Annotated in this window: 17 protein-coding genes; 12 read left to right on the forward strand and 5 right to left on the reverse strand. The window is 53.5% G+C overall.

Annotated elements, in window-relative coordinates:
- Positions 1 to 10: 10 nt before the first annotated feature.
- Positions 11 to 166, reverse strand: coding sequence for a hypothetical protein (locus tag LQ229_RS15255; protein ID WP_216539227.1), 156 nt, complete (start codon positions 164 to 166; stop codon positions 11 to 13).
- A 193-nt stretch (positions 167 to 359) separates the two neighbouring features.
- On the opposite strand from LQ229_RS15255, the gene LQ229_RS15260 reads away from it, so the two are divergent.
- Positions 360 to 1,022 (forward strand): DUF4097 family beta strand repeat-containing protein, encoded by a 663-nt coding sequence (locus tag LQ229_RS15260; protein WP_230192194.1) that lies wholly within the window; start codon positions 360 to 362, stop codon positions 1,020 to 1,022.
- A 902-nt stretch (positions 1,023 to 1,924) separates the two neighbouring features.
- Here the strand turns inward: LQ229_RS15260 and LQ229_RS15265 are convergent.
- Positions 1,925 to 3,265 (reverse strand): GH1 family beta-glucosidase, encoded by a 1,341-nt coding sequence (locus tag LQ229_RS15265; RefSeq protein ID WP_230192195.1) that lies wholly within the window; start codon positions 3,263 to 3,265, stop codon positions 1,925 to 1,927.
- Between the two features lie 216 nt (positions 3,266 to 3,481).
- Between LQ229_RS15265 and LQ229_RS15270 the strand changes: the two genes are divergently transcribed.
- From LQ229_RS15270 to LQ229_RS15305, 8 genes are all read left to right on the forward strand, one after another.
- On the forward strand, positions 3,482 to 4,849 hold the full coding sequence (locus tag LQ229_RS15270; protein WP_216539223.1) for an extracellular solute-binding protein: 1,368 nt from the start codon (positions 3,482 to 3,484) through the stop codon (positions 4,847 to 4,849).
- A gap of 122 nt (positions 4,850 to 4,971) precedes the next feature.
- Complete coding sequence (locus tag LQ229_RS15275; RefSeq protein ID WP_230192196.1) at positions 4,972 to 5,925, forward strand: sugar ABC transporter permease; 954 nt, start codon at positions 4,972 to 4,974, stop codon at positions 5,923 to 5,925.
- Complete coding sequence (locus LQ229_RS15280; RefSeq protein WP_230192197.1) at positions 5,922 to 6,773, forward strand: carbohydrate ABC transporter permease; 852 nt, start codon at positions 5,922 to 5,924, stop codon at positions 6,771 to 6,773. The genes LQ229_RS15275 and LQ229_RS15280 overlap by 4 nt, the downstream gene beginning before the upstream one ends.
- 79 nt (positions 6,774 to 6,852) lie before the next feature.
- The gene (locus LQ229_RS15285) at positions 6,853 to 8,586 is read left to right on the forward strand and encodes a sensor histidine kinase (RefSeq protein WP_230192198.1); all 1,734 of its coding nucleotides are present in this window, start codon (positions 6,853 to 6,855) and stop codon (positions 8,584 to 8,586) included.
- On the forward strand, positions 8,583 to 9,908 hold the full coding sequence (locus tag LQ229_RS15290) for an extracellular solute-binding protein (protein WP_230192199.1): 1,326 nt from the start codon (positions 8,583 to 8,585) through the stop codon (positions 9,906 to 9,908). The genes LQ229_RS15285 and LQ229_RS15290 overlap by 4 nt, the downstream gene beginning before the upstream one ends.
- Before the next feature lie 37 nt (positions 9,909 to 9,945).
- On the forward strand, positions 9,946 to 11,592 hold the full coding sequence (locus LQ229_RS15295; RefSeq protein WP_216539218.1) for a response regulator: 1,647 nt from the start codon (positions 9,946 to 9,948) through the stop codon (positions 11,590 to 11,592).
- 233 nt (positions 11,593 to 11,825) lie between these two features.
- Positions 11,826 to 13,799 (forward strand): tetratricopeptide repeat protein, encoded by a 1,974-nt coding sequence (locus LQ229_RS15300; protein ID WP_230192200.1) that lies wholly within the window; start codon positions 11,826 to 11,828, stop codon positions 13,797 to 13,799.
- 42 nt (positions 13,800 to 13,841) lie between these two features.
- Entirely contained in the window at positions 13,842 to 15,794 is a 1,953-nt protein-coding gene (locus LQ229_RS15305) for a TetM/TetW/TetO/TetS family tetracycline resistance ribosomal protection protein (protein WP_230192201.1), read from the forward strand.
- Positions 15,795 to 16,531: 737 nt separating this feature from the next.
- Here LQ229_RS15305 and pepT read toward each other — a convergent pair.
- Positions 16,532 to 17,764 carry a peptidase T gene (gene pepT / locus LQ229_RS15310; RefSeq protein ID WP_230192202.1) on the reverse strand — a complete coding sequence of 411 codons (1,233 nt, stop codon included), beginning with the start codon at positions 17,762 to 17,764 and terminating at the stop codon, positions 16,532 to 16,534.
- A 160-nt stretch (positions 17,765 to 17,924) separates the two neighbouring features.
- Between pepT and LQ229_RS15315 the strand changes: the two genes are divergently transcribed.
- Complete coding sequence (locus LQ229_RS15315; protein WP_230192203.1) at positions 17,925 to 19,136, forward strand: hypothetical protein; 1,212 nt, start codon at positions 17,925 to 17,927, stop codon at positions 19,134 to 19,136.
- A 76-nt stretch (positions 19,137 to 19,212) separates the two neighbouring features.
- On the opposite strand, the gene LQ229_RS15320 is transcribed toward LQ229_RS15315, so the two are convergent.
- Entirely contained in the window at positions 19,213 to 19,650 is a 438-nt protein-coding gene (locus LQ229_RS15320; protein WP_216539213.1) for an NUDIX domain-containing protein, read from the reverse strand.
- A gap of 384 nt (positions 19,651 to 20,034) precedes the next feature.
- Here LQ229_RS15320 and LQ229_RS15325 point away from each other — a divergent pair, with 384 nt between their 5' ends.
- A complete protein-coding gene (locus LQ229_RS15325) occupies positions 20,035 to 21,057 on the forward strand; it encodes a hypothetical protein (RefSeq protein ID WP_230192204.1) in 1,023 nt (340 codons plus the stop codon).
- 180 nt (positions 21,058 to 21,237) lie between these two features.
- Here LQ229_RS15325 and LQ229_RS15330 read toward each other — a convergent pair whose 3' ends face one another.
- On the reverse strand, positions 21,238 to 21,867 hold the full coding sequence (locus LQ229_RS15330; RefSeq protein WP_230192205.1) for an SAP domain-containing protein: 630 nt from the start codon (positions 21,865 to 21,867) through the stop codon (positions 21,238 to 21,240).
- A 303-nt stretch (positions 21,868 to 22,170) separates the two neighbouring features.
- Here LQ229_RS15330 and LQ229_RS15335 point away from each other — a divergent pair, with 303 nt between their 5' ends.
- Complete coding sequence (locus LQ229_RS15335) at positions 22,171 to 26,661, forward strand: S-layer homology domain-containing protein (RefSeq protein WP_230192206.1); 4,491 nt, start codon at positions 22,171 to 22,173, stop codon at positions 26,659 to 26,661.
- Positions 26,662 to 26,977: the final 316 nt, after the last annotated feature.

The raw sequence follows: 26,977 nt of genomic DNA on the forward strand, positions 1-26,977 counted from the left end.
CCCACGTTCATCAGCGTTCTTTTTCCTTATCTTTATATAATGCGTGTTTAATTAAATATCCTAGCCCCAGCCCGACCAACACTCCGGGCAATGCTTGATCGAGCGTGAGTCCAATCCCCGCTCCTATAATAACGCATCCGTAAATAATGATATCCCCTTGTTTCATAACCAACATCCCCTTTATGCAAAATTTCCTCTATTCGGCCGATTTGACGGGCATCCCTCACGACGGACTTCAACATCGGCTCCATTATACAAAATAACGCTACGTCACTTTCAAGCTTTGTTTCGGCAAGGACTTGAAACTGACGCAACGTCATCGAATATAATCGGTTTCACAATCGTTAAGAGGTGATGAAATGAAGAAAGTCTGCGTTTGTCTTCTTATGCTGGGGATGCTTGTATTAAGCGCCTGCAGTTTTGGCGAAGAAGATTTGCAAATGGTATCGCTCGAGGGGATAGAGAACGTCCGCATTGACCATCGCAGCACGACCGTCCATGTCGAATCGGCGGATATCGAGGAGCTTGAAGCGGCGATGATGTATAGCTTCGGATCGGGAATCGTAATCGATAAGAGGAAACAAAGAGTCGATATTCGGCTAAAAAGCGATAACATGCGCATCTTGAAGCTCGGCAAGCAGCCTCGGCTCGTCGTTCGCGTTCCAACCGATTATAAGGGGAGTGTAACGATTAACGGCAATTCCGGCAACGTCAACGTAAGCAATCTGCAAGCGCAATCTGTCGACATTCAAGGCAACAGCGGAAATGTGTCGCTTGATTATGCGAGAATAAACAGCGACGTGAATGTGTCTGTCAACAGCGGCAACGTTGTGCTGAATTTGGAGGACAAGGAGCCGGATATCCGGTGGCTGCTCGAATCCGGCAGCGGCAGACGTTCGATCGCTCTCCCTCTGAACAATAGCCGGCAGAGCGGCAAAAAGACGCAGGGACAAACGGGAGACGGCTCGTTTCAAGTGCGGATCCGAACCACTTCCGGAAGTATAACCGTTAAGAACGATTAAACGAATGGCACAAGCTTTTCAAGAAGCTGAAGGGCGGCCGCCTCCCTGACGGAGGCCTAGAATGCACGAAACTGCTGGGGGTTGGGACGAGTTCTCACCGTGCTATTCCTACACATTTCTACCGCCCTGCTCCTCAAGTTCGCGGACACAGGAGCCGCTAATTGTGACAAAACGCCCAATTTCGGACAGTTCGCGGACATACGATCCTTTATTCGTGGCAAACGCGTAAAAATAAGCCCTCCGACGAACGGATAACGGAACCAATGTCCGCTTAAACAGTGAAAAAGCGATTTTGACGCAAAATAACGGCCGTACGGTCCGGATAGCAATTTCTCAATGCATCACCATAGGTTCAGCGCCGATCTTATTCAACAGCAACTGCAAAAATCCATCTATTTCTTGGCCAAACCGCCTTTTGAAGCGAAGTAACTGCGAAAATCCATCTATTCAAGCTCGTTTTCCTCATTTTGCGGCCATTCGGGCGGGAGCAACTGGAAAATTGCAGTTAGTAGGGCAAAATTGCTCCAAATCGCGCGATGCAACTGGATTTTTGCAGTTACATAACGGGGCGGGACGGCGCGAGCGTTCGCGTCTACGCGCCGTATGCCTACAACCGCCGTACCGGCCTGCTTACCGCATGTAGGACGCATGCCCGACCCGATGCCTGTGCCACTCCCGTCCACACACCGCATGCCACCCGACGGCCGTGCCACTCCCGTCCACGCATCGCATGCCAACCCGACGGCTGCGCCACTCCCATCCACGCACCGGATGACAACTCCACTCCTACTTTGCCGGGCGTCCGTACGCCCTGCAAGCTTACATCGCATGCCGCCCCCTATCCCCACACTTGCCGGGATCAAGCCCGGCCGGCAAGCTTACGTTGCGGGCCACGCTCTTCCCTACACTTCCAACCAGCCGACTTCCGCTATTTTCTTATACCAATAATAGCTGTCCTTCTTCGTTCGTTCGAGTGTCCGGAAGTCGACGTGAACGAGCCCGAACCGTTTGCTGTAGCCCCATGCCCATTCGAAATTGTCCATCAGCGACCACAGCATATAGCCTTTGACGTTGACGCCGGATTCGATCGCCCGGTTCAATTGGATGAGATGCTTCTTGATGTAATCGATCCGTTTCGCGTCGCGGATGCCGCCTTCCGCTTTGACATCGTCGTAACAGGCGCCGTTCTCCGTAATATAGATCGGAATGCCGCCGTACTCGTTCCGAATCCAGTTCAGCACGTTCAACAAACCTTGAGGATATATGTTCCATCCGATATCGGTTTTGTCAAATCCGACGTCCACCGCTTCGAAGCCGAGCGGATCGTCGTCGCCCTTGCGCCCGACGCCCCCGGTATAATAATTGATTCCCAGGAAGTCGATCGGCTGCCGAATCGTTTCCATATCGCCATTCCGGACCGGCGGCTCGAAGCCCGCCTTCTTGTACCAGTCCGAGGCGATCGCCGGGTATTCCCCTTTGAACAACGGCTCGATAAACCATCCGTTGAAATACGCGTTGCGTCTGTCGCATGCCGCCGCATCTTCCGGCTTCGCGCTGTACGGCTCGAACCATTCGGTATTCGGCGCAATGCCGATCTCGCCTTCCACTCCCAATGCCCGGAACCGCTTCACCGTCTCCCCATGCGCGACAAGCACGTGATGGCCCACATTCAAAGCCAACTGAAAATCCCGATAGCCGGGCGCGTGTTCCCCGAGCAGATTCGATAGAATCGAAATGCACCAAGGCTCGTTGAACGTAATCCACTTTTTGATTTTGCCCGCAAACGACCGGAACATCGTCTCCGCATAGTCCACATAGGCGTCAATCGTCGCCCGGTTGTCCCAACCGCCCTCATCCTGCAGCGCCTGCGGCAAGTCCCAATGGTACAAGGTGCACATCGGTTCGATGCCGTTCGCAAGCAGCCGATCGACAAACTTATGGTAGAACTCCAGCCCTTTCGGGTTGATCTCTCCTCTCCCTTGCGGATAAATACGCGGCCAAGCGACGGAGAAGCGGTAAGCGCGGACCCCTAAATCCTTCAGCAGTTCCACATCCTCCTCATACCTATGGTAACTGTCGCAAGCGATATTCCCGTTATCTCCGTTATATACTTTGCCGGGCGTGCCTGAGAATGTGTCCCATATGGACATGCCTCTGCCGTCTTCATTGTGGGCGCCTTCGATTTGGTAGGCGGCCGTCGCCGCTCCCCATACAAAATCTTTCGGAAATTGAACCAATGCCATTTCAAATTCCCCTCTCGCAAAATATCGATGATTTATGCGATCCGCCATGATGTTCGTACCTAACTTTACGCGATCCCGGCTCAGCTTATCAAGACGCAATTTGCGTTTCGAAAAAATTTCAACCTGAAATCGAAGATTTGCCTCCTCAAAAAAATCTCTGCCGTCTTTTACAGTAAAAATGTAGCAAAAATCAATAAAAACGAAAGGGGTTACAACATGAAAAAATGGCTCACAGTGCTGCTGTCCGTTGTACTCGTCATTTCCTTGGCGGCGTGCGGAGGCGGGAGCAGCGGCACAAGCGGAAACGGCAGCAGCGGCAATGCGGAAAGCGGCGGCAACGAATCGGGAGGCGGTACGACGTCCGGCTCCGGCGGCGGCGAGGAAACGCAGAAGCCCGCCGAGAAGGTCTCGCTCAACTTCTGGACGCTCGGCAATAACGGTTATGACAAGCTGGCGGAGGAATGGAACGCCGCCCATCCCGACATCCAGGTCAAAATCCAAAATACGGGCGATCAAACGGAGCATCACAACAACTTGCTTACCGCTCTGTCGGCCGGATCGGGAGCGCCGGACATTTTCATGCTGGAAATCGCGTTTATGGAGAAATTTATCGTGCATGAAGACAAGTTTCAAAATTTATACGATTTAGGCGCCAAAGATATCGAGGGCGATTATCTCGATTGGAAATGGAAGCAAGCGTCGTCCAAAGACGGTTCGTTCCAAATCGGATTGCCGACCGATATCGGACCCTTGGTCACTTATTACCGCACCGACTTGTTGGAACAGGCCGGTTTGCCGACCGATCCGGCCGAATTCGGCGAAGCGATCAGCACTTGGGATAAATTCGCCGCCGTAGGCAAACAGTTCACGGACAAAACGGGCATCGCGTTCGTCGATCTGACCGACCTGCTCTTCAATGCGTTGCGCGACCAAAGCAAAGACGAAATATACTTCAGCAAAGCGGACAATTCCTTCATCGGCGACCAAAATCCGCAAATCAAGAAAGCGTACGATATGACCGTCAAGGCGATTCAGGAAGGCTGGATGGGCAAAACGGCGCTCTGGTCGCCCGAATGGGGCGCCGCGACGAACGAAGGGAAGTTCGCGGTGATGCTGGCTCCCGCCTGGATGAAAGGAACGATTACCGGCAATGCGCCCGATACCGCAGGCAAGTGGAAAGTGACCCAAGTGCCGGAAGGATCGGGCAACTGGGGCGGTTCCTTCATCACCTTGCCGAAGGAAGGCAAGCATCCGAAGGAAGCCTATCAATTTATCAGTTGGCTCGTAAGTAAGGAAAATCAGTTAAAATCCTTCAAAACAAACGGGCTGATGCCTTCCATTCCGGCACTGTATACCGACGAAGCGTTCAATGAGCCGGACGAGTTCTTCAGCGGTCAAGCGATCGCGGCCGAATACGCCAAAGCGGCGCAAAATGTCAAACCGGTATATTACGGACCGCTGCATGACACGACGGACTCCTATTACAAGAACGCGCTGCGCAACATTTTAGAGAGAAAAGCGGATCCGCAAGCGGAATGGGATTCCGTCATCAAGCAAGCGAAGGATCTGGCTAAACGCAGCTAAACCGCAGCCGTCCGCACCGGGGCGGGGCAAACGTCAAAGTCCATGGAAGTTATGCGTCCGTGGACTTTGGCTTGCCGCAACCGGTTATGGCAACGCATGACATATTGATAAGGAGGTGCGGCATGAACCAACCGAATGTCGCCATACGGAGCCGCAACAAAACGCCGCGAACGTACTGGACGGAGAAAAGACGAAGCAACGGCATCGCCTATCTGTTCATCTCTCCCTTTTTCCTGTTGTTCGCGATATTCGGCATTTATCCGATCTTTTTCACATTTTATCTATCGTTCTTTAAATGGGACGCGCTAGGGCCGATGCAATACGTCGGAGTTCAAAATTATCAATTCGTGCTCGAAGACTCCGCCTTCTGGACCTCGTTCGCCAATACGCTCATTATGGGATTGATGGGCACAGTGCCGCAATTGATTGTCGCCTTGCTGCTCGCGGTCGTGCTCAACTCTTCCATGATCCGGTTTAAACAGGGCTTCCGGATTCTGTATTTTCTGCCCAACATTACGTCCATCGTCGCCGTAACGCTCGTATTCAGCTCGTTCTTCGGCAGCGAAGGGATCGCGAACTGGATGGTCGGCTTGTTCGGGCTTGATCCGGTCCCATGGAACACGGGATGGTGGGGCGTCAAGATCGCCATTTCGCTTATGATTTTCTGGCGCTGGCTCGGATACAACACCGTCATCTATTTGGCAGGGATGCAAAGCATTCCCGCCGACTTGTACGAAGCCGCGCTCATCGACGGGGCGAACCGCAGACAGCAATTGCTGCATATTACGTTGCCGCTCCTGAAACCGTTCGTCATCTTTACGGTGCTTATGTCCACCATCGGCAGCTTGCAGTTGTTTACGGAACCGTTCGTATTCCTCGGCCAGTCCGGGACCGGTTCTACGCGCCTGGAAGGGATTACGATGGTCATTTACTTGTACAGCGAAGCGTTCCGCAATTCGTTCTTCGGAACGGCTGCCGCGTCGGCCGTCATCCTGTTTATTTTCACCATATTGTTCTCTATCGGCAATTATATTTTCAGCAATCGCTTGGGCGGAGAGGAGGAAAGCGGCATATGAGCAAAACATTCGCCTCGCGCAAGCCGGGGTACCTGTTAAAGACCGTTTCCTATTTGCTGTTGATCGCGGGGGCGTTCGTCTCGATCTTCCCTTTCCTCTGGATGTTCGTCATCTCGACCAATGACCGCAGCGCCGTCTTCCGCGTTCCGCCCACCCTCGCGTTCGGGGATCAGTTTTTCGTCAATTTCCGGCGGGTGCTGGACCGGATCGAATTTTTCCAGGCATTGTTCAATTCGTTTTTCGTCTCGACCGTCACGACGGTGCTTGTCTTGTTCTTCTGCACGCTGGCGGGATACGCCTTCGCCAAATACGATTTTCCGGGCAAAAGAGTGTTGTTCGTCTTCGTGCTCGCCACGTTGTTCGTGCCGCAGCAGCTTAGCGTATTGCCGAATTACGTCATTATGGCAAAGCTGAAATGGATCGATACGTACCAGGCCATCATCGTGCCCGGGATGGTGAGCGCGTTCGGCATTTTCTGGATGAGGCAATATATATCGTCCGCTATTCATAAAGAATTGCTGGAAGCGGCGCGGATCGACGGCAGCGGGCATTTCCGCACCTTCCGCAGCGTCGTCGTCCCGCTCGTGCTGCCGGCCCTGGCTACGCTCGGCATCTTTACGTTCATGAACGTATGGAACGATTTCTTCTGGCCGCTCGTCGTACTCAAGAATGCGGAACATTTCACGATTCAAATCGTGCTGCAGCAGCTTTTCTCGAACCGGGACGGCCTCGATTACGGGATGATCATGTCCGCTACGTTCTGCGCGACGCTGCCGCTTTTGATCGTATTTCTTTTCTTCAGCCGCTGGTTTATTTCCGGACTCACGAGCGGAGCGATTAAAAGCTAGTTTTGGGCGGCCGCCATGTAGGAAATCGATTGACGAATCGCGAAATGATTAGGAAAGCGCTAACGAAAGGGTGGCCGGTATGCATTTGCAGCTGAAATTCCGAATCGCGATTATACTGCTCGTCTTCATACCGGTCATTATTATGGGGACCGTTTCCTATTCCATTTACTCGCGCACGATCGAGAACAAAACGGACAATTTCTATACGGTATCGCTGCAGGATACCGACCGCAAGCTTGACTACGCACTGAACGAGATTAGCGCGGTCTCGGATATGGCGATCATTCAGCCGGATTTGCAGCAATTGCTGAAGCAGCCGCCGGACCGCGTCGAAAGCGAACTCGCCCAGAAACTGAACAATCTGATTATGGCGCATCCGAAAATCACCTCCTTTCAGCTGTATTCCAACAAACGGCTCATATACAGCACGACCGGCCATACCGATCCCTCTCCCCTCTCGGACGCCCCGTGGTACCCGCGGATGCTCGATCTCCAAGGCCGGCCGTTATGGCTCGGCCCCGGCGAGAACGGAACGTACCGGACAGGCAGCCCGGTATTGATCCATGCCCGCGTCGTCAAAGAATTTTATTCGCTCGAAGATATCGGAGCGATCGTCATTACGGTCAAGCCGGATGTGTTGGAGCAGGCGCTATGGGGGACGAATACGGTGGCGGGCAGCGATATTTTGCTGTTGAACCGGACTGGGCACGTCGTATTCGACAAGTCGGGCAACAATACCGGCAGCGTCATTTCGGCCTCCTTGGCAAGCCCTTTCGTCGGGCATAGCGATATCATTACCGGCTTCGACGGAGAGAAATCGATGCTCACGACCGTTCCCTCCGCCCATGAGAACTGGGTGCTTGCGGCGGTAACTCCGCTGAAGGAACTGCAGCGCGAACCGCGGACGATCCGCAATATCGCCGTCGGGCTGATTTTGTTTTCCTTGCTGACGGGCTTCTTGTTCGAACGGAAATTTATCCGGCCGTTAATCAATACGATAATTATTAGCGCCAGAGGCATGAAGAAAGTGGAGCAGGGCCATTATATCCAACTGCGCTCCCCGACCCGCTGGAAAGACGAGAGCAAATTGCTGATCGACGGGTTCAATCAAATGATCGTGCAAATCCACGACTTGCTGCGCGAGGTCGAGACGGAGCAGCGGCGCAAGAAGGAAGCGGAAATGCAGGCTCTGGTCGCCCAGATCAACCCGCATTTCATCTACAACTCGCTGGAATCGATCAATTCGATGGCGGTGCTGGCGGGCAACCGCGATATTAGCCGCATGGTCATATCGCTCGGCAAGCTGCTGCGGATCAGCATTAGCGAGAATGTGGAGAGCATTCCGCTCAAGATGGAGTTGGAGCATGTCAAGCATTACTTGAATATTCAAAAGATGCGGTTTCGCGATAAATTCGATTATACGATCGCGTGCCCGCCGTCTCTCGAACATCTGTTAACGCTGCGGCTGATCGTTCAGCCGCTTGTGGAGAACGCCTTATATCACGGCATCGAAACGATGGAGCATTCCGGTTTCATCCGCATCGAAGCGTTTGATCTCGGACAGGATCTCGCTATCGAAGTAGCCGATACCGGGCTCGGATTCGATCTTGCGCAATTCGAGCGCGACCGGTTCTCTCCGGCTGCGGGAACGAAATATAAAAATAGCGGCGTCGGCCTGAAGAACGTTTACGAACGAATCCGCATGCAATACGGTCCGCCTTACGGATTGATCGTATGTTCGGCCGAAGGGTGCGGGACGGTCATCCGCATCCGGATTCCGAAGGTCGAGCACGCGGGGAGGGATCAAGTATGAACCGCCGCCGTATTCGAATCAGGCTTATCGCGATCTTAACGGGCGTGGTCATGGCGCTGCTCGCGTTGGCGGGATGCGGCGTATTGCCCGGCAGCTCCCAGACGTCGGCCGTCGAGGAGAAAGTAACGCTAACTTTCCGGCATTTCTGGGTCGGGGAGCACGATAAACCGGTGGAGCGGATTTTCCGTCAAGTCATCGACGAATTCGAAGCCGAGCATCCTTGGATCAAGATCGACTTTGAAGGTCTGGATCAGACGATTCACCGGGAGCAGAAATTGAAGAGCGAGATGGTTACCGGGCGTCCGCCCGATATTTTCTCCCTGTTCGGCGGCGCCGAAATCGAGCCTTATGTCCGAGCCGGGCGCCTGCTAGATTTGACCGGATTTATCGAGGAACGGGGAATGAAGGATCAATTTTCGGATTTAAGCTTATGGACGTTTGACGGAAAAGTATACGGGCTGCCGTTCGAAGGGAATGCCGAACCGCTGTTTTACAACAAAACGATGTTCGAAAGATTCGGGCTGTCCCCGCCGCGCACCGTCGACGAACTGATGGAACTGATTCCCGCCCTGAAACGGCAGCGAATCATTCCGTTTGCGCTCGGCAACGAAGCGCAATGGCCCGCCGGCATTTATGCGCATTATTTGATGGATCGGCAGGTAGGTTCGAAACGGTTCGAAAGCGTTCTGAAAGGGGAAGCTTCCTTCGATAACCCGGACTATCTGCTCGCACTGGAATCCTTGTACGAAATGGCCGGATTGGGAGCCTTTCCGGCCAATCCCAATCTCATCGATACGGAGGAAGCCGTCGATTTGTTTACCGAAGGCAAGGCGGCGATGTATGTAAACGGAAATTGGGATATTACGCTGTTTCCGCAACATTTCATGGACGACGTGGGCGTGATCCCCTTCCCCGTCATCCGGCCTGGAGATCCGCAAGCGCTCGCGGGAGGATATACGGTCGGCATCGGACTGTCCTCCGCTTTGAACGAGAGCAAGCAAGAAGCGGCGCTAGCCTTCCTCGCCGAAATGTATCGCCCGGACGTTCAGCGAAGGCTGATGAACGAAGCATACCGGATTCCGGCGATGTCGGGCCTTGCGGATATGCAAACGGCGGGTCCCGTCTTCAGCCAGGTCATCCGGCTGACGGAACAAACCGAAGCCAAATTCGTTCCTTACGACAATATGCTGCCGCCGGAAGTGAAACAGAAGTTTCTGCATATCGTTGCCGATATCGTCGATCGGCGATTGCAGCCGGACGAAGGACTAAAGAAGCTTGAGCAAGCGGCGCAAAATTACTGGAGATTGAGGAGCAGCCGGTAAGCCAAGGCGGCTTGCGGAAGAGAAAGGAGGGTGCGGCATGGAGCGTACGTATCGCGTACTGCTCGTGGACGACGAGCCGATCATTATCGAAAGTTTGAAGATCGCGATCCCTTGGGCGGACTGGGGAATGGAAATCGTCGGCGAAGCGCGCAACGGCAAGGAAGCATTGGACGCGGCGCGGCAACTTGCGCCTGATCTGATCGTTAGCGATATCCGGATGCCGATCGTCGACGGCATCGCCTTTATGCGAGAGACGATGAAGAATCATAAAGGGAAAGAACCGATTTTCATCGTGGTGAGCGGCTACGGGGAATTCGAATATGCCAGGGAGGCTTTGCGCTTCGGCGCGTTCGATTATATCCTCAAGCCGATCGACCATGAAGAGTTGGAGAATATCGTTCGGAAAGCGAAGCTCGAGTTGGACGAATACCATATCCACAGGATGCGGCAAGAACAGCTTCGCCATTCCTTAAAACGGCTGTCCGCCATCGCCCAGGAGCGGCTGTATACGGAAATGATGGACGGCCAGGCGCCTTCGCCGATTTTGGAGGAAGGGGCGAACCTGGATATGCTGGAGACCCCTTTCTTTCTCGCGTTGGTGCAGTTGGACCGGATGCAATCGGTATCGGGCCGATGGAAAGCGGAAGAAAAGCGGTTATGGTATTTCGCGGCGGACAACATTTTGAAGGAATTGGGGTCGCAAAAAGGTTGTTTCACCGTATTTCCGTATTATAGCGGGGAATGGGTGCTGTTGTTTCCGGAGATGCCGTTGAACGAAAAGCGCGAGCTGGGGCGGGATATCGTCCAGGCGATGCAGACCAATGCCAAATTAACCTGCTCCGTCGGCATGAGCCGCGCCCATACCGGTTTCCAACAATTGCGAACTTGCTACCGGCAAGCCGTACACGCATTATACCGGCAATTTATCGACGGTATGCAGCAGGTTTTCGTCCATGAGGCCGACAACCCGGGCGGGGCGATCGCGCCGGCCTATCCGGCGGCCGAGGAGAAGCGTTTAACCGATGCGGTCAAACTATTGGACGAAGCCGGAGCCAAACGCGCGTTGCACAATGTGTACGATCATTTGATCCGCTCGGAAGCGACGAAGGAAACGGCGAAACGAATATTGTTCGAAATAGCCGTCATCGCGCAGCGGCAGTTCGCGCTCATTCCATCCGTCCCCAACGACGTATTGTACGAAGCTTATATCGACTTGGAACAGGCGTCAACGCTGCAAGAGATGATTCGCATCTTGGAGAAGAGCCTCTCCGTTTGGATCGGCCTTGCGGCGGCATCCCGCTCCAAGGAAGACGGAGCCGCCATGATCGGGAAAGCCAAGCGGTATATCGAGACCCATTACCAGCAGGATATCGGCATCGAAGAGGTGGCCGAACTGGCGCAGATGAGCTGCAGTTATTTTTGCACCTTATTCAAACAGGCGACAGGCTGCACCTTCCTGGAATATGTAACGCGGGTTCGCATGGACAAAGCTTGTTTTATTTTGCTCCATTCGGAAGTGAAGGTGTTTCAGGTCGCACCGCTCGTCGGGTATCAAGACCCGCGCTATTTTACCCAAGTGTTCAAGAAGCTCGTCGGCATGACGCCCTCCGAATATCGGGAGAAGCATGCGGGGGCGAAACGTTCGAACGGCAGCGAAACCGGGCCGAACCGCCCGGGCGCTTGAAACAAAGAACCGTCAGGCAGCGCGCGCTGCAGGGCGGTTCTTTTGCTTCGGTTGATTTCGAATCTGCACGAACATCTCCTATGCGCAAAAAAATTACAACATAGTTGTCGATATTATCATTATGATCTGTTAGCATATTATGATGTAAAACGAACTGATGAGGCTGTTCAAGCAAGTATGCCGCAAAATTGACCTTGGGAAAGGATTCCCACCAATACATAGGAGTGTTCAACATGGGATTCGTCAAAAAATGGTATGTCCGGTTGGGACAGCGTTATTTTCGCAAAAAGAAGATCGAATTGGCCGCAAAATATTACTTGAAGGGGGAATCGGAGGCGACAGCCCTTTGGCAAAAGCTTGAGATCGCGGAAATTTTGCATAATCTCGATCGCCCCGAAGAGGCGCTGCAAAGAATCGGAGCCGTCATCGAGCAAACGAACGCCATATCGGCTTACGAGAGAAGAGCGCATATTCTCCGCGAAATGGGGCGGAAAGAGGAAGCGCTGCTCGATTTGGACGAAGTGATCAAGCGGGAACCGGATTCGTATTTGCCCTGGTATACCCGCGGCATTACGTACCGCGATTTGGCCAGATACGACGAAGCGGTCCGCGATTTGCACGAAAGCATCAAGCGGGAAGACGAGGATACGGTCGTCACGACGTACTACGAATTGGCGATGGTCTATTACGAGAGCGGCAAGTTTCATGAAGCGGTCGACGCCTTCCGCCAAACCTTGTCGTATGCCGGAAGGGATATTCCCGTTTATTATTTGGGGATGGCCAGAGCGCTTGACGCCACCGGAGAAGTGGACGAAGCGATCCGCTATTTGCTCCAAGGAATCGAAATGGCGGATGTATTCGAATCCAAGCCCGATCACGGCCTCTCCTTGCTCATCCAAAAAACGAATTACAGCTACGGCGCGTTCCAAACTTTTCGGCAGCAAATCCGCAATTCCTATTCATTCCGAATGGATTTATCCGATCTATACGCGCAAAAGAAGGAATTCGATCTGGCGGCCGACGCGATCAGCCAAGCGCTCCGGCTTTACCCGGGCGTGGCGGAGTTGTACTTGAAGCGTGGAATTTTCCATCGGCTGAGCGACAAATGGAACGAGGCCGAGCAGGACTTGAATCGGGCGCTGGAAGCGGACCCCGGCTTGCTCAAGGCTTACTATGAAAAAGCGCTGCTATACCGTCGACAGGAGCAAGAGGAGCGTTCCTTGCAGGTGCTGCTCGAATTGAACGGCAAATTCGAGGAATCCCCGGTCGCTTGCTACTGGCTGGCGGATTCGTATTGCCGCTTGGAGCGATACGAAGAAGCCTTGCCTGTGAACCAAAGGCTGCTGGAACTGGAGGATGACGACCCGCTGAATTATGTCCAGCAAGGCGAAATCTATCATGCGTTGGAACGGGAATCTCAAGCCGTCGCCTCCTATACGCGGGCATTAGAGCTATCGGCCGATGCGGAAGTTTTCATGAAAAGAAGCTATCTGTATTATAAGCTCGATAAATATGACGAAGCCTGGGTCGACTTGCAGGAAGCCGCCGCGGCGGATGCCGAATTGCCGGAGACGGCTTATTACCGGAAGGCGATGGGATACGTATTGAAAGCGATGGAGCGATGGGATTTTGCCGCAGAGGCGTTTACGAAAGCGATCGAGCTGAATCCCGGCGATCCGGCTCTCTATGAAGCACGCGCCGAATGCCGTCTTGAATTGAACGAGCTTGACCAGGCGGCCGAAGATTGCACCGCCGGCTTGAAGGCGGATCCTTCCTATTCGATTCTGTACAGTCTTCGCGGATATATTCACTACTTGTCGGACCGGTACGAGGAAGCGAAGTCGGACGCCGAAGACTTCATTCGCATGCATCCCGATTCGATCGGCGGCTATTATAACTTGGGGCTCATTTATTACAGCATGGCGGAAGAAGATCTCGCGCTCAAAATGTTCAATCGCGTACTGTCGATCGATTCCTTCCATGCCCGGACATATCTCTATAAAGCTTATATCCATTTCAACCGGATCGAATTCGAAGCGTGCATCGATTGTCTCGTGCAATGGGGGCTATACCTCGACGCCGCAACGCCGCTTGAGCGGAAGCTGGAGCAACTGCGCGAGTTGAACGGGCTGGACGAAGACGTCATTGAGACGGCCTCGGTCCGGTTATCCGAAATGTACAGCCAAACCGGACGGTATTTGAACTAGTTTTATACATCATCATTCACTACGAGGTACGAGGTGTCTCCCATGAACATTACGATCGGCATGTTCGCCCATGTGGACGCAGGCAAAACGACGTTGGCCGAGCAGTTGCTCTTTCATACGAACAGCATTCGAACCCGGGGACGGGTAGACGACCGCCAATCTTTCCTGGACGGACACGAACTCGAGAAGGAACGCGGCATTACGATCTTTGCGGATCAGGCCGAAATGCGCTATAAAGGCAAAACCTATACGCTGATCGACACGCCGGGACATGTCGACTTCTCCGCGGAAATGGAGCGGGCCGTCCAAGTGATGGATTACGCGATCGTTGTCGTAAGCGCGGTCGAAGGCGTGCAGGGCCATACGGAGACGGTTTGGCATTTGTTAAGCAAGCATAAGGTGCCGACTTTGTTCTTTATTAACAAGACGGATCGGATCGGGGCGGATGTCCGGCGGGTGACGGATGAGATCCGGTTGAACTTGACCCCGGATGTGTGCGATGTCGCCTCCTTGAACGATGATGGACGCATGGACGACGAATTGATCGCATTCATCGCCGAGCGCGACGACAAGCTGCTGGAGCTATATATGGAAGAGGCTTATGACCGGGATGCCTGGTTGGAAGCGATGAAGAGCATGGTAAACGAACGGCGGCTGTTTCCTTGCGCCTGCGGCTCCGCTTTGCTGGATATCGGCATTGCGGAGTTTCTGGAGCAGCTCGACCGTTGGACGGTATGCCATTATTCGAATCAGGGCGATTTTGCGGGCTTGGTCTACAAAATCCGCCACGACGAACAAGGCGCCCGCATTGCTTTTATTAAAGCGCTGCGCGGCACGCTGCACATCCGGGATGAAATCGTCAGCGCCGCAGGAACGGAGCAGGCGATCGCGGAGAAAGTGACTTCCATTCGAATCTATAACGGCCATAAATATGACAACACGGATCGGGTGGAAGCCGGACAGCTATTCGCGGTCACCGGATTGTCGGCCGTCTCGATCGGCGACGGGATTGGCGCGCTGCGGCAACAGGCGGTGTACGAGATCGTACCGACGCTTGTCTCGAAAGTCGTCTATCCTCCTTCCTTGCACCCGAAGGAAGTGCTGCGATGCTTCCGTCTGCTGGATGCCGAGGATCCTTCCCTCCGTGTCGTATGGGACGAGCATTTGCAGGAAATTCACCTTCATGTCATGGGCGTCATTCAGCTCGAGGTGCTGGAGCAGGTGGTCAAGGAGCGGTTTCATATCGACGTGTCGTTCGATACGCCGGAAATATTGTATAAGGAAACGATCGCATCCGCTGTGACCGGCTGCGGCCATTTCGAACCGCTGGGCCATTACGCCGAGGTGCATCTAAGGCTGGAGCCCGCTTCGCCCGGCAGCGGAATCGTATTCGAGAACAACTGCCACCCCGACGTGTTGACGGTCAATTATCAGCATGCGGTCGAGCAGCATGTGCATGAGCGCGATCATCACGGGCTGCTTACGGGAGCGCCGGTCACGGACATGCGCATTACGTTGTTGAAAGGCCGGGCGCATAACAAGCACACGAGCGGGGGCGATTTCCGGGAGGCGACGTTCCGCGCGCTGCGGCAAGGGCTGGAGCAAGCGGACAACGTACTGCTCGAACCCTATTACGATGTGAAAATACGAGTCGACGCCGACGATATGGGAAGGGTCATGACAGATATGCAGAAGGCGCACGGCACGTTCGATCCGCCCGAGTTCTCCGGCGGCAAAGCCGTCATTACCGGGAAAGTTCCGGTCGCCACGTTTATCCGTTATAGCGCCGAGCTCGCTTCGTTTACGCAAGGGAAGGGCTCGATCCGGCTGGCGTTCGGAGGTTACGGCAAGTGCCATAACCCGGAGGAAGTGATCGCGAGGAAAGCGTACAACAAAGACGCCGACCCGGCGTACACGTCCTCGTCCATCTTCTGCTCGAAGGGACAAGGGTATGTCGTGCCGTGGGACGAAGCGGAGCGCCATATGCACTGTTAGCGCGCTTCGGGGAGCGGGCGGCGTTGCGGCAAGGGTGGAGGCACCATTGCCGCTTATAGGAGGCACTTGCTCGATGTTATGCTAATGCGCTCACATACTCGATGTTACGCTAATGTATGCACATGCTCAGTGTTGCTCTAATGTACACATGTTCGCTATAATTGTTAATCCACGCACATGCTCGGTGTTACGATAATGGACGTACACGTTCGACGTTACTCTAATATACATTATGCTCGACGCCAGCACTATTGGTCGCACCACACCCAGTAGCTGCAATTTTCCATCTATTTTTCCGGATCGGGACAATTTCGAGCGAAATTACTGCAAATATCCATTTGCTACCCTCGCTAAATCGACAAAATGGCACAAACGCCCGGAAATAACTGGATTTTTGCAGTTACTACCACGTTGGCCCCCTATTTTTATAAATTTAAATGGATAATTGCAGCTACTCCCGAACGAGAGCTCGAACCTGCGGCGCTTCGCGGCACTCTGCCCACGCGTCCAACGTCCCGCACCACACCTCGCCGCTAGTCCTGCCCAGCCTGCGATCCACGTATCACACGCACGCCTACGCGCTGAGCCTTCAACCCGCCACGCAGTTCCCCCCACGCACAACATCCCGTGCCACATGCCCTCGCGGCACAGACCGCCCATAGCAAAGAGGCTGCCCCCTAAAAGGAACAGCCCCTCCCTTCGCCGTCACGGCGCTCGCCTCTTGCGGCAAACAGCGCTCAAGCCTTCTGTTCGAACAGTTTCGCGATTTCGATAATGACATTCGTCGCCTTGACCATATTATCGACCGACACATATTCGAACTTGCCGTGATAATTTTCGCCGCCGGTGAAAATATTCGGTGTCGGCAGCCCCATAAACGAAAGCTGCGAACCGTCCGTGCCGCCGCGAATCGGGTTAACGATCGGGCGAATGCCCAGATTTTGCATCGCTTCATAAGCGATGTCGACGATTTCCTTGACCGGTTCTATCTTTTCCCGCATGTTATAATATTGATCTTTCATGTCCAAGATGATATTTTCCGCACCGTAAGCCGTTTGCAGGTCTGCGACGATCTTTTCCATAAAAGATTTGCGGCCGTTGAACTTTTCCCTGTCGAAGTCGCGAATAATATAGCGCATCTGCGTCACTTCTACATTCCCGCTAATGGAGACTAGATGATAGAAGCCTTCATAGCCTTCCGTATATTCCGGCGCTTCCTGCGCAGGCAATTTGCCGTGCAGTTCCATGGCGATTTTGGCGGCGTTTACCATTTTGCCTTTCGCCGTTCCGGGATGCACGTTTTTCCCTTTGACCGTAATTTTGGCTTCGGCGGCATTGAAGCTTTCATATTCCAGTTCCCCGAGCGGTCCCCCGTCCATCGTATAGGCGTAACGGGCGCCGAAAGCGGCCACGTCGAAGCGATGCGGACCTCTTCCGATCTCCTCGTCCGGCGTGAAGCCGACCCTAATCTTGCCATGCTTGATCTCGGGATGCCGTATCAGATGCGCCATCGCGGTCATAATCTCGGCGATCCCCGCTTTATCGTCCGCTCCGAGCAGCGTTGTTCCGTCGGTCGTAATGAGCGTATGGCCTATGTACCCTGCCAATTCCGGGAAATCTTGCGGCGACAGCACCACATTGAGCGCCTTGTTCAGAACGATATCGTTTCCGTCATAGTTCTCGACGATTTGCGGATTCACGCCCGCCCCGGTAAAATCGGTCGCCGTATCCATATGGGCCAGAAACCCGATCGTAGGCACATCTTTCTCCGTATTCGAGGGCAAGGTGGCCATAACGTATCCGTTCTCGTCCATTGTCACCTCTTCCATGCCGATCTCTTGCAATTCATCCACAAGCATGCGCGCCAGTTCAAGCTGCCCGAGCGTAGTCGGACAAGCATCGCTCTCGTCATTGGACTGCGTGTCGACTTTGACATAGGTCGTAAACCGTTGAATGATCTCGTTTTTCAATGCATCATCACTCCAGTCGCTTTTTATCTCTTTATATATTAACACGAACGATGCTGCAATACTCCACCGGATCCTAAGCGGAACCATTTCGATCTATTCAATTAGACCTGCGTCATGCCGATATGTAAGCATAGCTGATACGGAAGGAGATTGATCGAAAATGAACAAATGGATATCACAATGTTTTGCCTTGGCGCTATCTATACTGTTGGTTCTGCCAGCCGCCGGTCAAACCGTTCACGCCACCCTACCCGGAGATACGGAAGAGATCGCCATCGAAGTGCCGGCTTCATCGGGGCAATGGCAGCCTGCATCCTACTCGCAGTTATGGAACTTGCAGCAATCGGAAATCTATTATTTATTGGGCTGGTTTAAAGACCCGTCCGGCAAGCTGCTCATCGTTGCCTATGAAACCGAAGCGGAGGAGCTCCTCTTCAAAGCGGTGGAGATCGACACAGGCCAAACGAAATGGCGTACCTCGTTCGGTACCAAATATAATATCAAGAGAACGCCCGTAAAAGTGGAGGCGAACGGCGAAATTTTGCTGGAAACGGAAACGAAAGACAAGAAGACGATGAGTCTGCATACCGTCGACGCGCAGACCGGCGCCATTACGCGGCATGTTACTCACCCCTTGCCCACCAAAGGCACCTTCTTCGCATGGAACTATTGGATCATGCCGAACGGAACGCTGCTCGTCGCTTACAGTACTGGCGGTTCTTCCAAGCTGAGCTATTACGATTCGGAAGGAAAGCTCGCCCAGTCCAAAACCGCTTCCGGGACATTGCAGCAATTCGGCCATAACAAATACGTCTACGTTACTTCCAAAAACGCAAAAGGCGGATTCGAAGTCACTGTCAGCTTGAAAAACGAACAGAACAAATTGATCGCCCAAGCCAAATATCCGAACGAGTCGTATTGGGACACGTTCTTCCTAGAGGACGGCTCGTATGCGGTGATGATGTCCAAACGGTTGAACGGCGCGGAATGGTTCAAGCTCTATTCTTACTCCCCGCAAGGCAAGCAGCAGTGGGTGGCGAAATCCGAAGGTTTCACGCCTTATAAGGCGACGGGAAGCCATCTGTTCGACTACGATTACAAGCAACAAGCGGTATATAAAATCGAGAACGGCAAAAAAGTTCAATCGCTTGTCGATCGGGACCAGCGGTATATGAGTCTGGAGGCCGACGGCTATTTCTATTCCTGGTTGGACAAAAACAACGGATTCCGGATCGCCGCTGCCGATCCGCTGGAGTGGATCGTTGGCGTGTCGGGTCCCCAAGATATCCGGGCATTATGGTTGGGGAACGGCCGTTTAGCGGTTTTCAACGGCACAACGAAGGAATTGCAAACGATCGAATGGAATGAATAAGAGAAGCCGCTAGTATTAGCGGCATGCGGGAGGCCGATGAGCCTCCCTTTTTTTGCCTCGCCATGACCGCCGATACTTAACGAATAAAGGCTCGTTCACAATGCGCAAGCGCATCCTCCAACCATCTAGGATGCATATTCAGCAGCCCTGAAGGCAAATCGGTTACAGGGAAAAATGCGACGTCCAGCGATTCCGCAGAGTTGCAGCGAAGCTCTCCCCCTACGATATCGGCTAAAAAACATGTCGTTACAAAATGTACCGTTCTCCCGTTCGGATAAACAAACACTTGAGAACTCGGTTCGGAGTAAACGCCTATTAGCTTCAAAATACGTATATGCAAATTCGTTTCTTCGCGGACTTCCCGCACCGCGGCTTCGGCCACCGTTTCTCCCGGCTCCACATGACCCGACGGGATTCCCCATAACCCAACGTCGGAACGTTTTTGCAGCAATACCCGATTGTTCCCGTCCATCACGATCACGGCCACGCCCGGCCGAATTTCATCGATTTTCATACCTCTCCTGCCTCCTCTAAAATAACAAAAATCCGAGAAGAAAGATTTCAACGCATCACAAATACGCTGAACCTTTCCCCTCGGACCTTTTATGTCAATAGGTGCCTTTTGCATGGCGCAAAAGATGCAGCCCTCGGTCGCAGACCCGCAAGCAACAACGGCGGAACCCTAGCTGCAGTTTTCCAGTTCATGTTTTATATTACCGAAAAGGCAACCGAAATTCAACCTATGGCATGAATACCCGGTAAACCATTTTAAAACCCTCTACTTTCTTTCACTCTACCCGCCTGGTACAAGTATCAAAAGTCGACTGTTACTTTCCGATATATTGTAGAAGCATCTTTACCATCCAAATATGATGATGATTATGAAAGGCGGAATCTCGTGTACAACAAGGTAATGACACTTATTGCTTTATTATCTTTATTAGTAGGCTGTGGCTCATCTCCCGCCACTACCGGCGACAGCAGCAATTCCGGTTCGGCTGCTTCGGAAAAACCCGTAACGCTTGTCCAGATGGAAGAAACGAAGGCTGAACCAGAAGACGGATATGTGACCATTCCGGGAACATCCTTGAGCTTTGCTCCAGTGGGTGATTTTCAGCAAGCAAGCGGATTTGTCGGTTATGAGAGCCTAACCCACCAAACCAGTATTTTGGTCATGGAACTTCCCGTACCTGATGGAACGCAAGCCATTAACTATTTTGACAATCTGTTCACCGCAGACACGCTGCAAACCAAAGGGTTAGAGCTCGTTTCAAAAGAGATATTACATACTGCCAAGAAAGCCCGGGCGCTTCTCCTCAAATGCAGTCTCGTTAAGGATGGGTTCTCGTATACGCAATGGATTTATCTACTGGAAAGTGAGGAGCAAAAAATAGGACAAATCCAGGTAGCCGCTCCGGAAGAGCAATTTACCCTCATTGAAGATCAAATTACTAACATGCTGGCCTCCTTCCGATGGGTGGGTACATCCTCCGAATCGGATACATACTATTCGCTTGACTTGCCAACCGATTGGAAGCTGTCAAAACAATACGGCTTATTGGAGCTATACAGTAAAGGCGGTGTGTTCCCTGTTCCTGCAGGCGAACCTGCTCTAGGTGTCACGAATCTTCAACAAACCGTTCTTGCCGAAGATAGGCAGGCGTTCTTGGACAAGATGAATTTGCAGCGAAATTATTATTCCGAATTAAAGGTTATAGATTCGAAGGATGTTGAGATACATGGCCATCCCGCCAACATCTCGTATGTATCCGGTATCGAAACAGAAACATCGAAATCGGTAATCAAACAATATTGCTACATTTTTTTGGACGAAACCGTTATTTTCATCGAAGCCGATCAGTCTGATGAACTAAACGAAAATGAATTCGAGAAAATAGTCCTATCCTGGAAATTAAAATAAGAAAGGAGAGCATCGATTGCAAACTATGATTTAAATCAAGCTATTCCCCTCGTGGTTGAAGAGAACAACCGTCTCGGACGGTTGTTTTTTGCCGCGCTAACTCAAATGTTAGTCTAAAACTCTATGGTTATCATGCGAAGGGAACTCAATCGGATGTAATGGCTTCCTTGGATCAAGTCCTCATGTCTGGCGCGAGCGGTTCAAATATTCGGTCAAAAGCTCCGGGGAATACCGTTTGTCCCCCGGGTTGTCCCGTACGTGCTTCCATAATTCCGCCGCAATCCGCATCCGGTTATGGCCGATCTGTCTCGACTGCGGATCCCGATTGAAATCCTGCACGAAACGGTTCCATTGGTAGCTTGACTCGTCAGGATTGTCGACGCGCCTCTTTCCTTCATAGACCGCGATCAGATCGGCAACCGTCATGTCGTGATCGTCATTGCGTTCGGCTTCACGCAGCGCTGCCGCCATTTCTTTCGTAAACGAAAACTTGTCCCGCTTGAAATAAGCGGCAAAAAACTCCCTCGCCTGACGATTAAACTTGAATCCTTCGGGAATGAGCCTGGTCTCCGGCGTGATTTCTTGCAATTGCCGGCTTTGCCGTCGGGTTGCGGCCGCTCGGCGGGCATCGTCGACTCGTTCCCCCTTCAGCAAATTGCGAATTCTCGCTTCCAGCTCTCCCTTTGTTCCCGAAACAGGGAGACGGCAGCGGCGACAAATATCAATCAATTCCGTCTTGTACCAATAGTGATTGTCGAACTCTTGTACCGTTATATTCAGCGAAAAAACAGGACGATTGCTGTCGTTCATTACTGTATACCTCCGTACAAAGTCTTCATCTCGAATCAAATGAAGTCATTAACTTCCATTAAGCATACATTTTCGAGCGGCTTCAATGCAAATTGTATTCTCTTGTTTCGTCTCGAATAAATAGTCCATTAGTCCCATATCTCATTCCGATCGTTTCATTGTATGATGAAGATATGATTTTGTCTAAATTGTGAACGGGTTCGAGATATGGAGAAAGCCCGGGTACCGGATATCCTATGGATGTTCGGAGCCCAGGGCTTTTTTTCATATATTTTAGATTACATGACAAGGAGGAGAACAAAATTGCTGAGAAAATGGAAAAAAGCGATTGCGCTGCCTTTGCTGCTCGCCTTGGCGGTGGCGCAGCCCTTCGGCTTCGCGCCGACGGGACAGGCTTATGCGGAAACGCCCGCTCCGGAGTTGATGATTACGGAGATCGTGCCCGCATCCAGCGGGACCGGACAGCCTTATGAGTATGTGGAAATTTACAACAATACGTCTCATGCGATCGATTTGAAAGGCTATCGCTTGCAGTACTTTACGAAGGCTGCAGACAACTTTACATCTGTAACCAATAATTGGGCGCTCCCGAGCAAAACGATCGACGCCAAAGGAGTCATGGTGCTGTGGCTGAAGAAGTTCGATTATCCGGACGTCCCCTTCTGGGATTTCAATGCAAATTACGGCGTACGCCTCACGCCGGAGCAGGTCATCGAAGTGAAGCTGACCACCTCGGCCCAAGGATTGCATGATACCGACAAACGGAAGGTGGGCATTGCGGATCCCGCAGGCCGATTGATCAGCTCCGCCTATATCAATGACGGCGCCCAAAACGGCAAAGGAAATTTGGATAAAAGCGTCATTTACCGGCATCCCGCCGGCGGCGGAGTTGAAATGGAGAGAATCGGCAACGGCCAAGCCGCAACCCCGGGCGTCGTTCTTGACGGACAAGCACCCGGCCCTGCCGCTCCCGCAGCGGTCTCGGCACAACCCGGCGATCGAACCGTAACAATCTCCTGGAACGCTGTGGACCAAGCGGCTCATTACATCATCTATCAAAGCGGCATCCGATTGCCGCAATCGGTAACGGGCATAACATACGCCATCGAAGCGCTCGACAACGATGAAGAGTACGTCTTCCGCGTTACGGCCGTCGACGATAACGGAGACGAATCTCCCGCATCCGCGGCTGTAAAGGCTACGCCTCAAGCCGTTGTCGACAACGATCCGCCGCATGCGCCTCAAGGGCTCAAAGCAGCCTCCGCGCCGGACAGCGTCACCTTGAGTTGGAGCGCAAACGCCGAACCGGATATGCGGAATTACAATGTGTACGTGAACGATACGATATTCGCCGCGGTTCCGGCAACCGTCTATTCGGCTAAGGTGGCGCCGCTCGTGCCGGAGCGGCAGTACGAATTTAAAGTAACGGCTCTCGACCGAGCCGGCAACGAATCGGTTCCCGCCGCGATTACGGCAGGTCCTTCGACCCTCCCGCCGGTTCGTTCCGATCTGCTCATTACGGAACTGGTACCCGATACGGACAACTATGCAAGTTACGATGCTTTCGAGTATGTCGAACTGTACAATGCGGGCGATGATGCGGTTGATTTGCAAGGATATGCGTTAAAATCGTCAAGCTGGACAAAGACGATCGACCGTTCCGTCGTCGTCCCTCCCGGCGGGACGATCGTCGTGTGGACGAGAAGAGCGGAAATTAGCCCGCTGACGCTGGAAGGATTTAATCATTATTATTACGCTTCGTATCCGAGCAAATTTATTGCCGAGGACCAGTTGTATATCGCCGAAGATATCGGCGGGCTGGTCAATGGCGGAGCGACGGTCACGCTGCTGGATGCGGAAGGCAATGAAATTCGCAAAGCCGAATACGCCCAGGACGATGTCGCTCTCGGCAAAAGCGTCGTGTATGCCTATCCGGAGGATGGCGGTGTAACGATGCGCAAGGTGGCGGGCAAACAGCCGCCGACGCCCGGAACGATCGTCCAAGGGCAAGCGCCGCTCAAGGATGGCGACCATGAGCCACCCGCCGCGCCGACAGGCTTGACGGCCGAGGGCGGAGACGGGACCGTCCTGCTCCGTTGGACCCCGAATGGCGAAGCGGATGTCGCCCGTTACAATATATACAAGAACGGACGCTTGGAGCATACGGTTAGCGCGGATATTCACGAGTTTAGCGTCTATCTGTTGACCGGCAACGAAACGTATACGTTCGAATTGACCGCGGAAGACGCGGCGGGCAACGAGTCGATGAAGTCTGCGGCGGCAACGGCCGAGCCCGGACATCAAATGATTACCCAGGAACAACGGGCCGATCACCCGAAAGATCCCGCTTACCAAGCGATGTGGGATGTGAGCGCGGAAGGGCCGGTCATTCCGGGTCTGAAGCAGGATTTGGTTCCGCAAGGCCTCGCGTACGATCAAGAACATCATTGGCTGCTCGTCGTGGCGTACTTGAACGACGGCAGGCCGGCTACCCTCTCGATTATGGATGCAGGCAGCGGTTCGTTACTCAAATCCGTCGTTTTATACGAAGAGAACGGGCAACCTTACACCGGGCATGCCGGCGGCGTAGCCGTCAGCCGGAAGCATGTATGGATCGCTTCTGAGCAATATCTGTACCGGCTTGACAAGAACGATATCGTCGCTGCCGGGGACAGCGGTCAGGTTCAATTTCAAGGCCGAATTCCGGTCGTGACGGAAGCCGCCTTCGTGACGTATGCCGACGATACGTTGTGGGTCGGGGAATTTTACGAGAGCGCAAGCTATCCGACAGACCCGAGCCATCATCTGACGAACCGCGACGGCGATCTCCATTACGCTTGGATGGCGGCATACCGTCTCGATCCGGCAACGGATGAGCTGCCTGCGGGCAAATGGGACGGGAATGTAAACAACGCTGTCGTGCCCGATTCGATTCTTTCCATCAGGGAAAAAGTGCAGGGCGCTGTCATTCGCGACGACAGCATCATTCTGAGCACTTCTTACGGACGCAATAAAGACAGCGATCTGTTCCGTTACAACAATCCGTTAAGCGAAGACCCGCATACGACGGCGGTCTTCGGCGGGCAATCGGTTCCCGTATGGTTTCTGGACGGCGAATCGGCCAAACCAAACAACAGCCGATTGACGATATTGCCGATGTCGGAAGGCATTGTCGGTATCGGCGACGATCTGTATGTCGTCTTCGAATCCGGGGCGACGAAATACCGATTTACGACCACTTACGTGATGGACCGCATGCTCAAATTGAATTTGGAGCATTGGGACGCCTACGGTACCGATTCTATCCGCGGCATTCCTTCTGAGATGAAAGTCGGCGAAACGGCCCAGGCGAACGTAACGCGCGCACAGGGCAGCGCCCAACCGATCGATGCTACGGAATCGTACACGTTCGCCAGCAGCGATCCCGCGGTTGCGGAAGCGAGTCCAACCGGAGCGATCCAAGCGAAAGCCGTCGGCCGAACCGTCATCTCCGCCACCGACGGCGATCATGTCTTGACGTTTGCGCTTACCGTAACCTCGAAGCCGTCCGGCGGCGACCGTCCGGGCTCCGGGGGATCCGGTACGTCCTCGTCGTCAAGTTCGCAGCCATCGTCCGGCGCTTCGAAGCCGGGCACGGCCGAGGAGCAACCCGGTCAAATCGTGCTGGGACCGGATGACTTCAAGCAGGGCGACCAAACAGTACGCATCGAGCTGACGGATCGAATCCATCAGGTCGTCATGCCTGCAAACGCCTATGAATTGCTGGGCGAACGATCGCTTGAAATCTCCGGCGGAAACGGTACGTTCCAACTTGCGAGCAAATTATTGCAGTCGGCGTTCCAATCGATCCCCGGAAATGAGCGGAACGATGCGCAAATTGCGGTTTCCGTCCCTACGGTGTCGGGGGAACGGCAAAAAGCGCTGCTCGCGGGCGCTGCCCGTAACGAGCGCGCCAATCTGAGCGCGGCAAGCGAAATGTTCGAGCTCGGTCTTGCCGTCACGACGGCGAGCGGCACGCGCGCGTTAGCCGCATTCGATCCGCCCATTGCCGTTTCGCTTCCGGCGAGTCCGGCGGCGAATCCGGAGCTGGTCGGCTTGTATGCCGTCCGGGACGACGGAACGCTCGCTTATGTCGGCGGGAAATGGGACGGCAGCTCCATGACGGCGGAAATCGGCCGCCCGGGCCAATACATCCTGCTGGAATATAAGAAAACATTCGGGGATATGCCCGCTCATCATTGGAGCACACATGCCGTGCAAGTCTTGAGCGCGAAACAAATTGCAACCGGCCTATCCGCGGAGGAATTCGCTCCGGCTCGCAACATAACCCGTGCGGAGTTCGCCGCATTGCTCGTTCGCGCGCTCCATCTGGAAGGGAATGATCGGACTGGCTTCTCCGACGTGCCTTCGAATGCCTGGTATGCGGAGCCGGTTGCCGCGGCTGCGGCTAACGGCGTCGCACTCGGATTCGAAGACGGCACGTTCGCTCCGAACGAGCCGATCACCCGCGAGCAAATGGCGCTAATGCTCGTTCGCGCGATGCAAGCGGCGGGGGAGGGCGAGCGTGACAACGGCAACACGCATCGCGGCGAGGAAAACATTTTTGCCGACGAATCGGCCATTAGCGGCTGGGCGAAACCATCGGTCAACCTTGCCCGAGCGAACGGCCTCATTGCAGGCAAAAGCGACAACCGTTTCGATCCGCAAAGTTTGACCACTCGCGCCGAGAGCGCGCAAGCCGTCTACAACTTGCTGCAGCGTTTAGAGTTGTTGAACGGCGTCTCGAACTCTTAAGTGAAACTCCTGAGTCCCCGGGATTGCCGGCAGGCAATTCCGGGAACTTCCCAGAGCCATGATTGCTCGGATAGACCGCTATTCCTTCACATTTCCTGGCAGTTCACTTGAAGGGACTTGAGGCTGCGTTCAGTCAATGCCAATTGTAACATATCACTTTGATTTCACGAGCTTAACTATATGTACAATGCTCAGAAGGCGCTTGGCCTCGGCATACTTCCCTTGTTCGATACGAAGGTGCCTTATGAGGAACTTACCAAGGCAGCTCAGGAGATCGGTTCACCGAGCATCCTCCAAAATCTGGCGTTTAATTTGC

Origin of the sequence: Paenibacillus sp. CECT 9249 (genome assembly GCF_918697855.1) — a bacterium.
GTDB lineage: Bacteria > Bacillota > Bacilli > Paenibacillales > Paenibacillaceae > MSJ-34.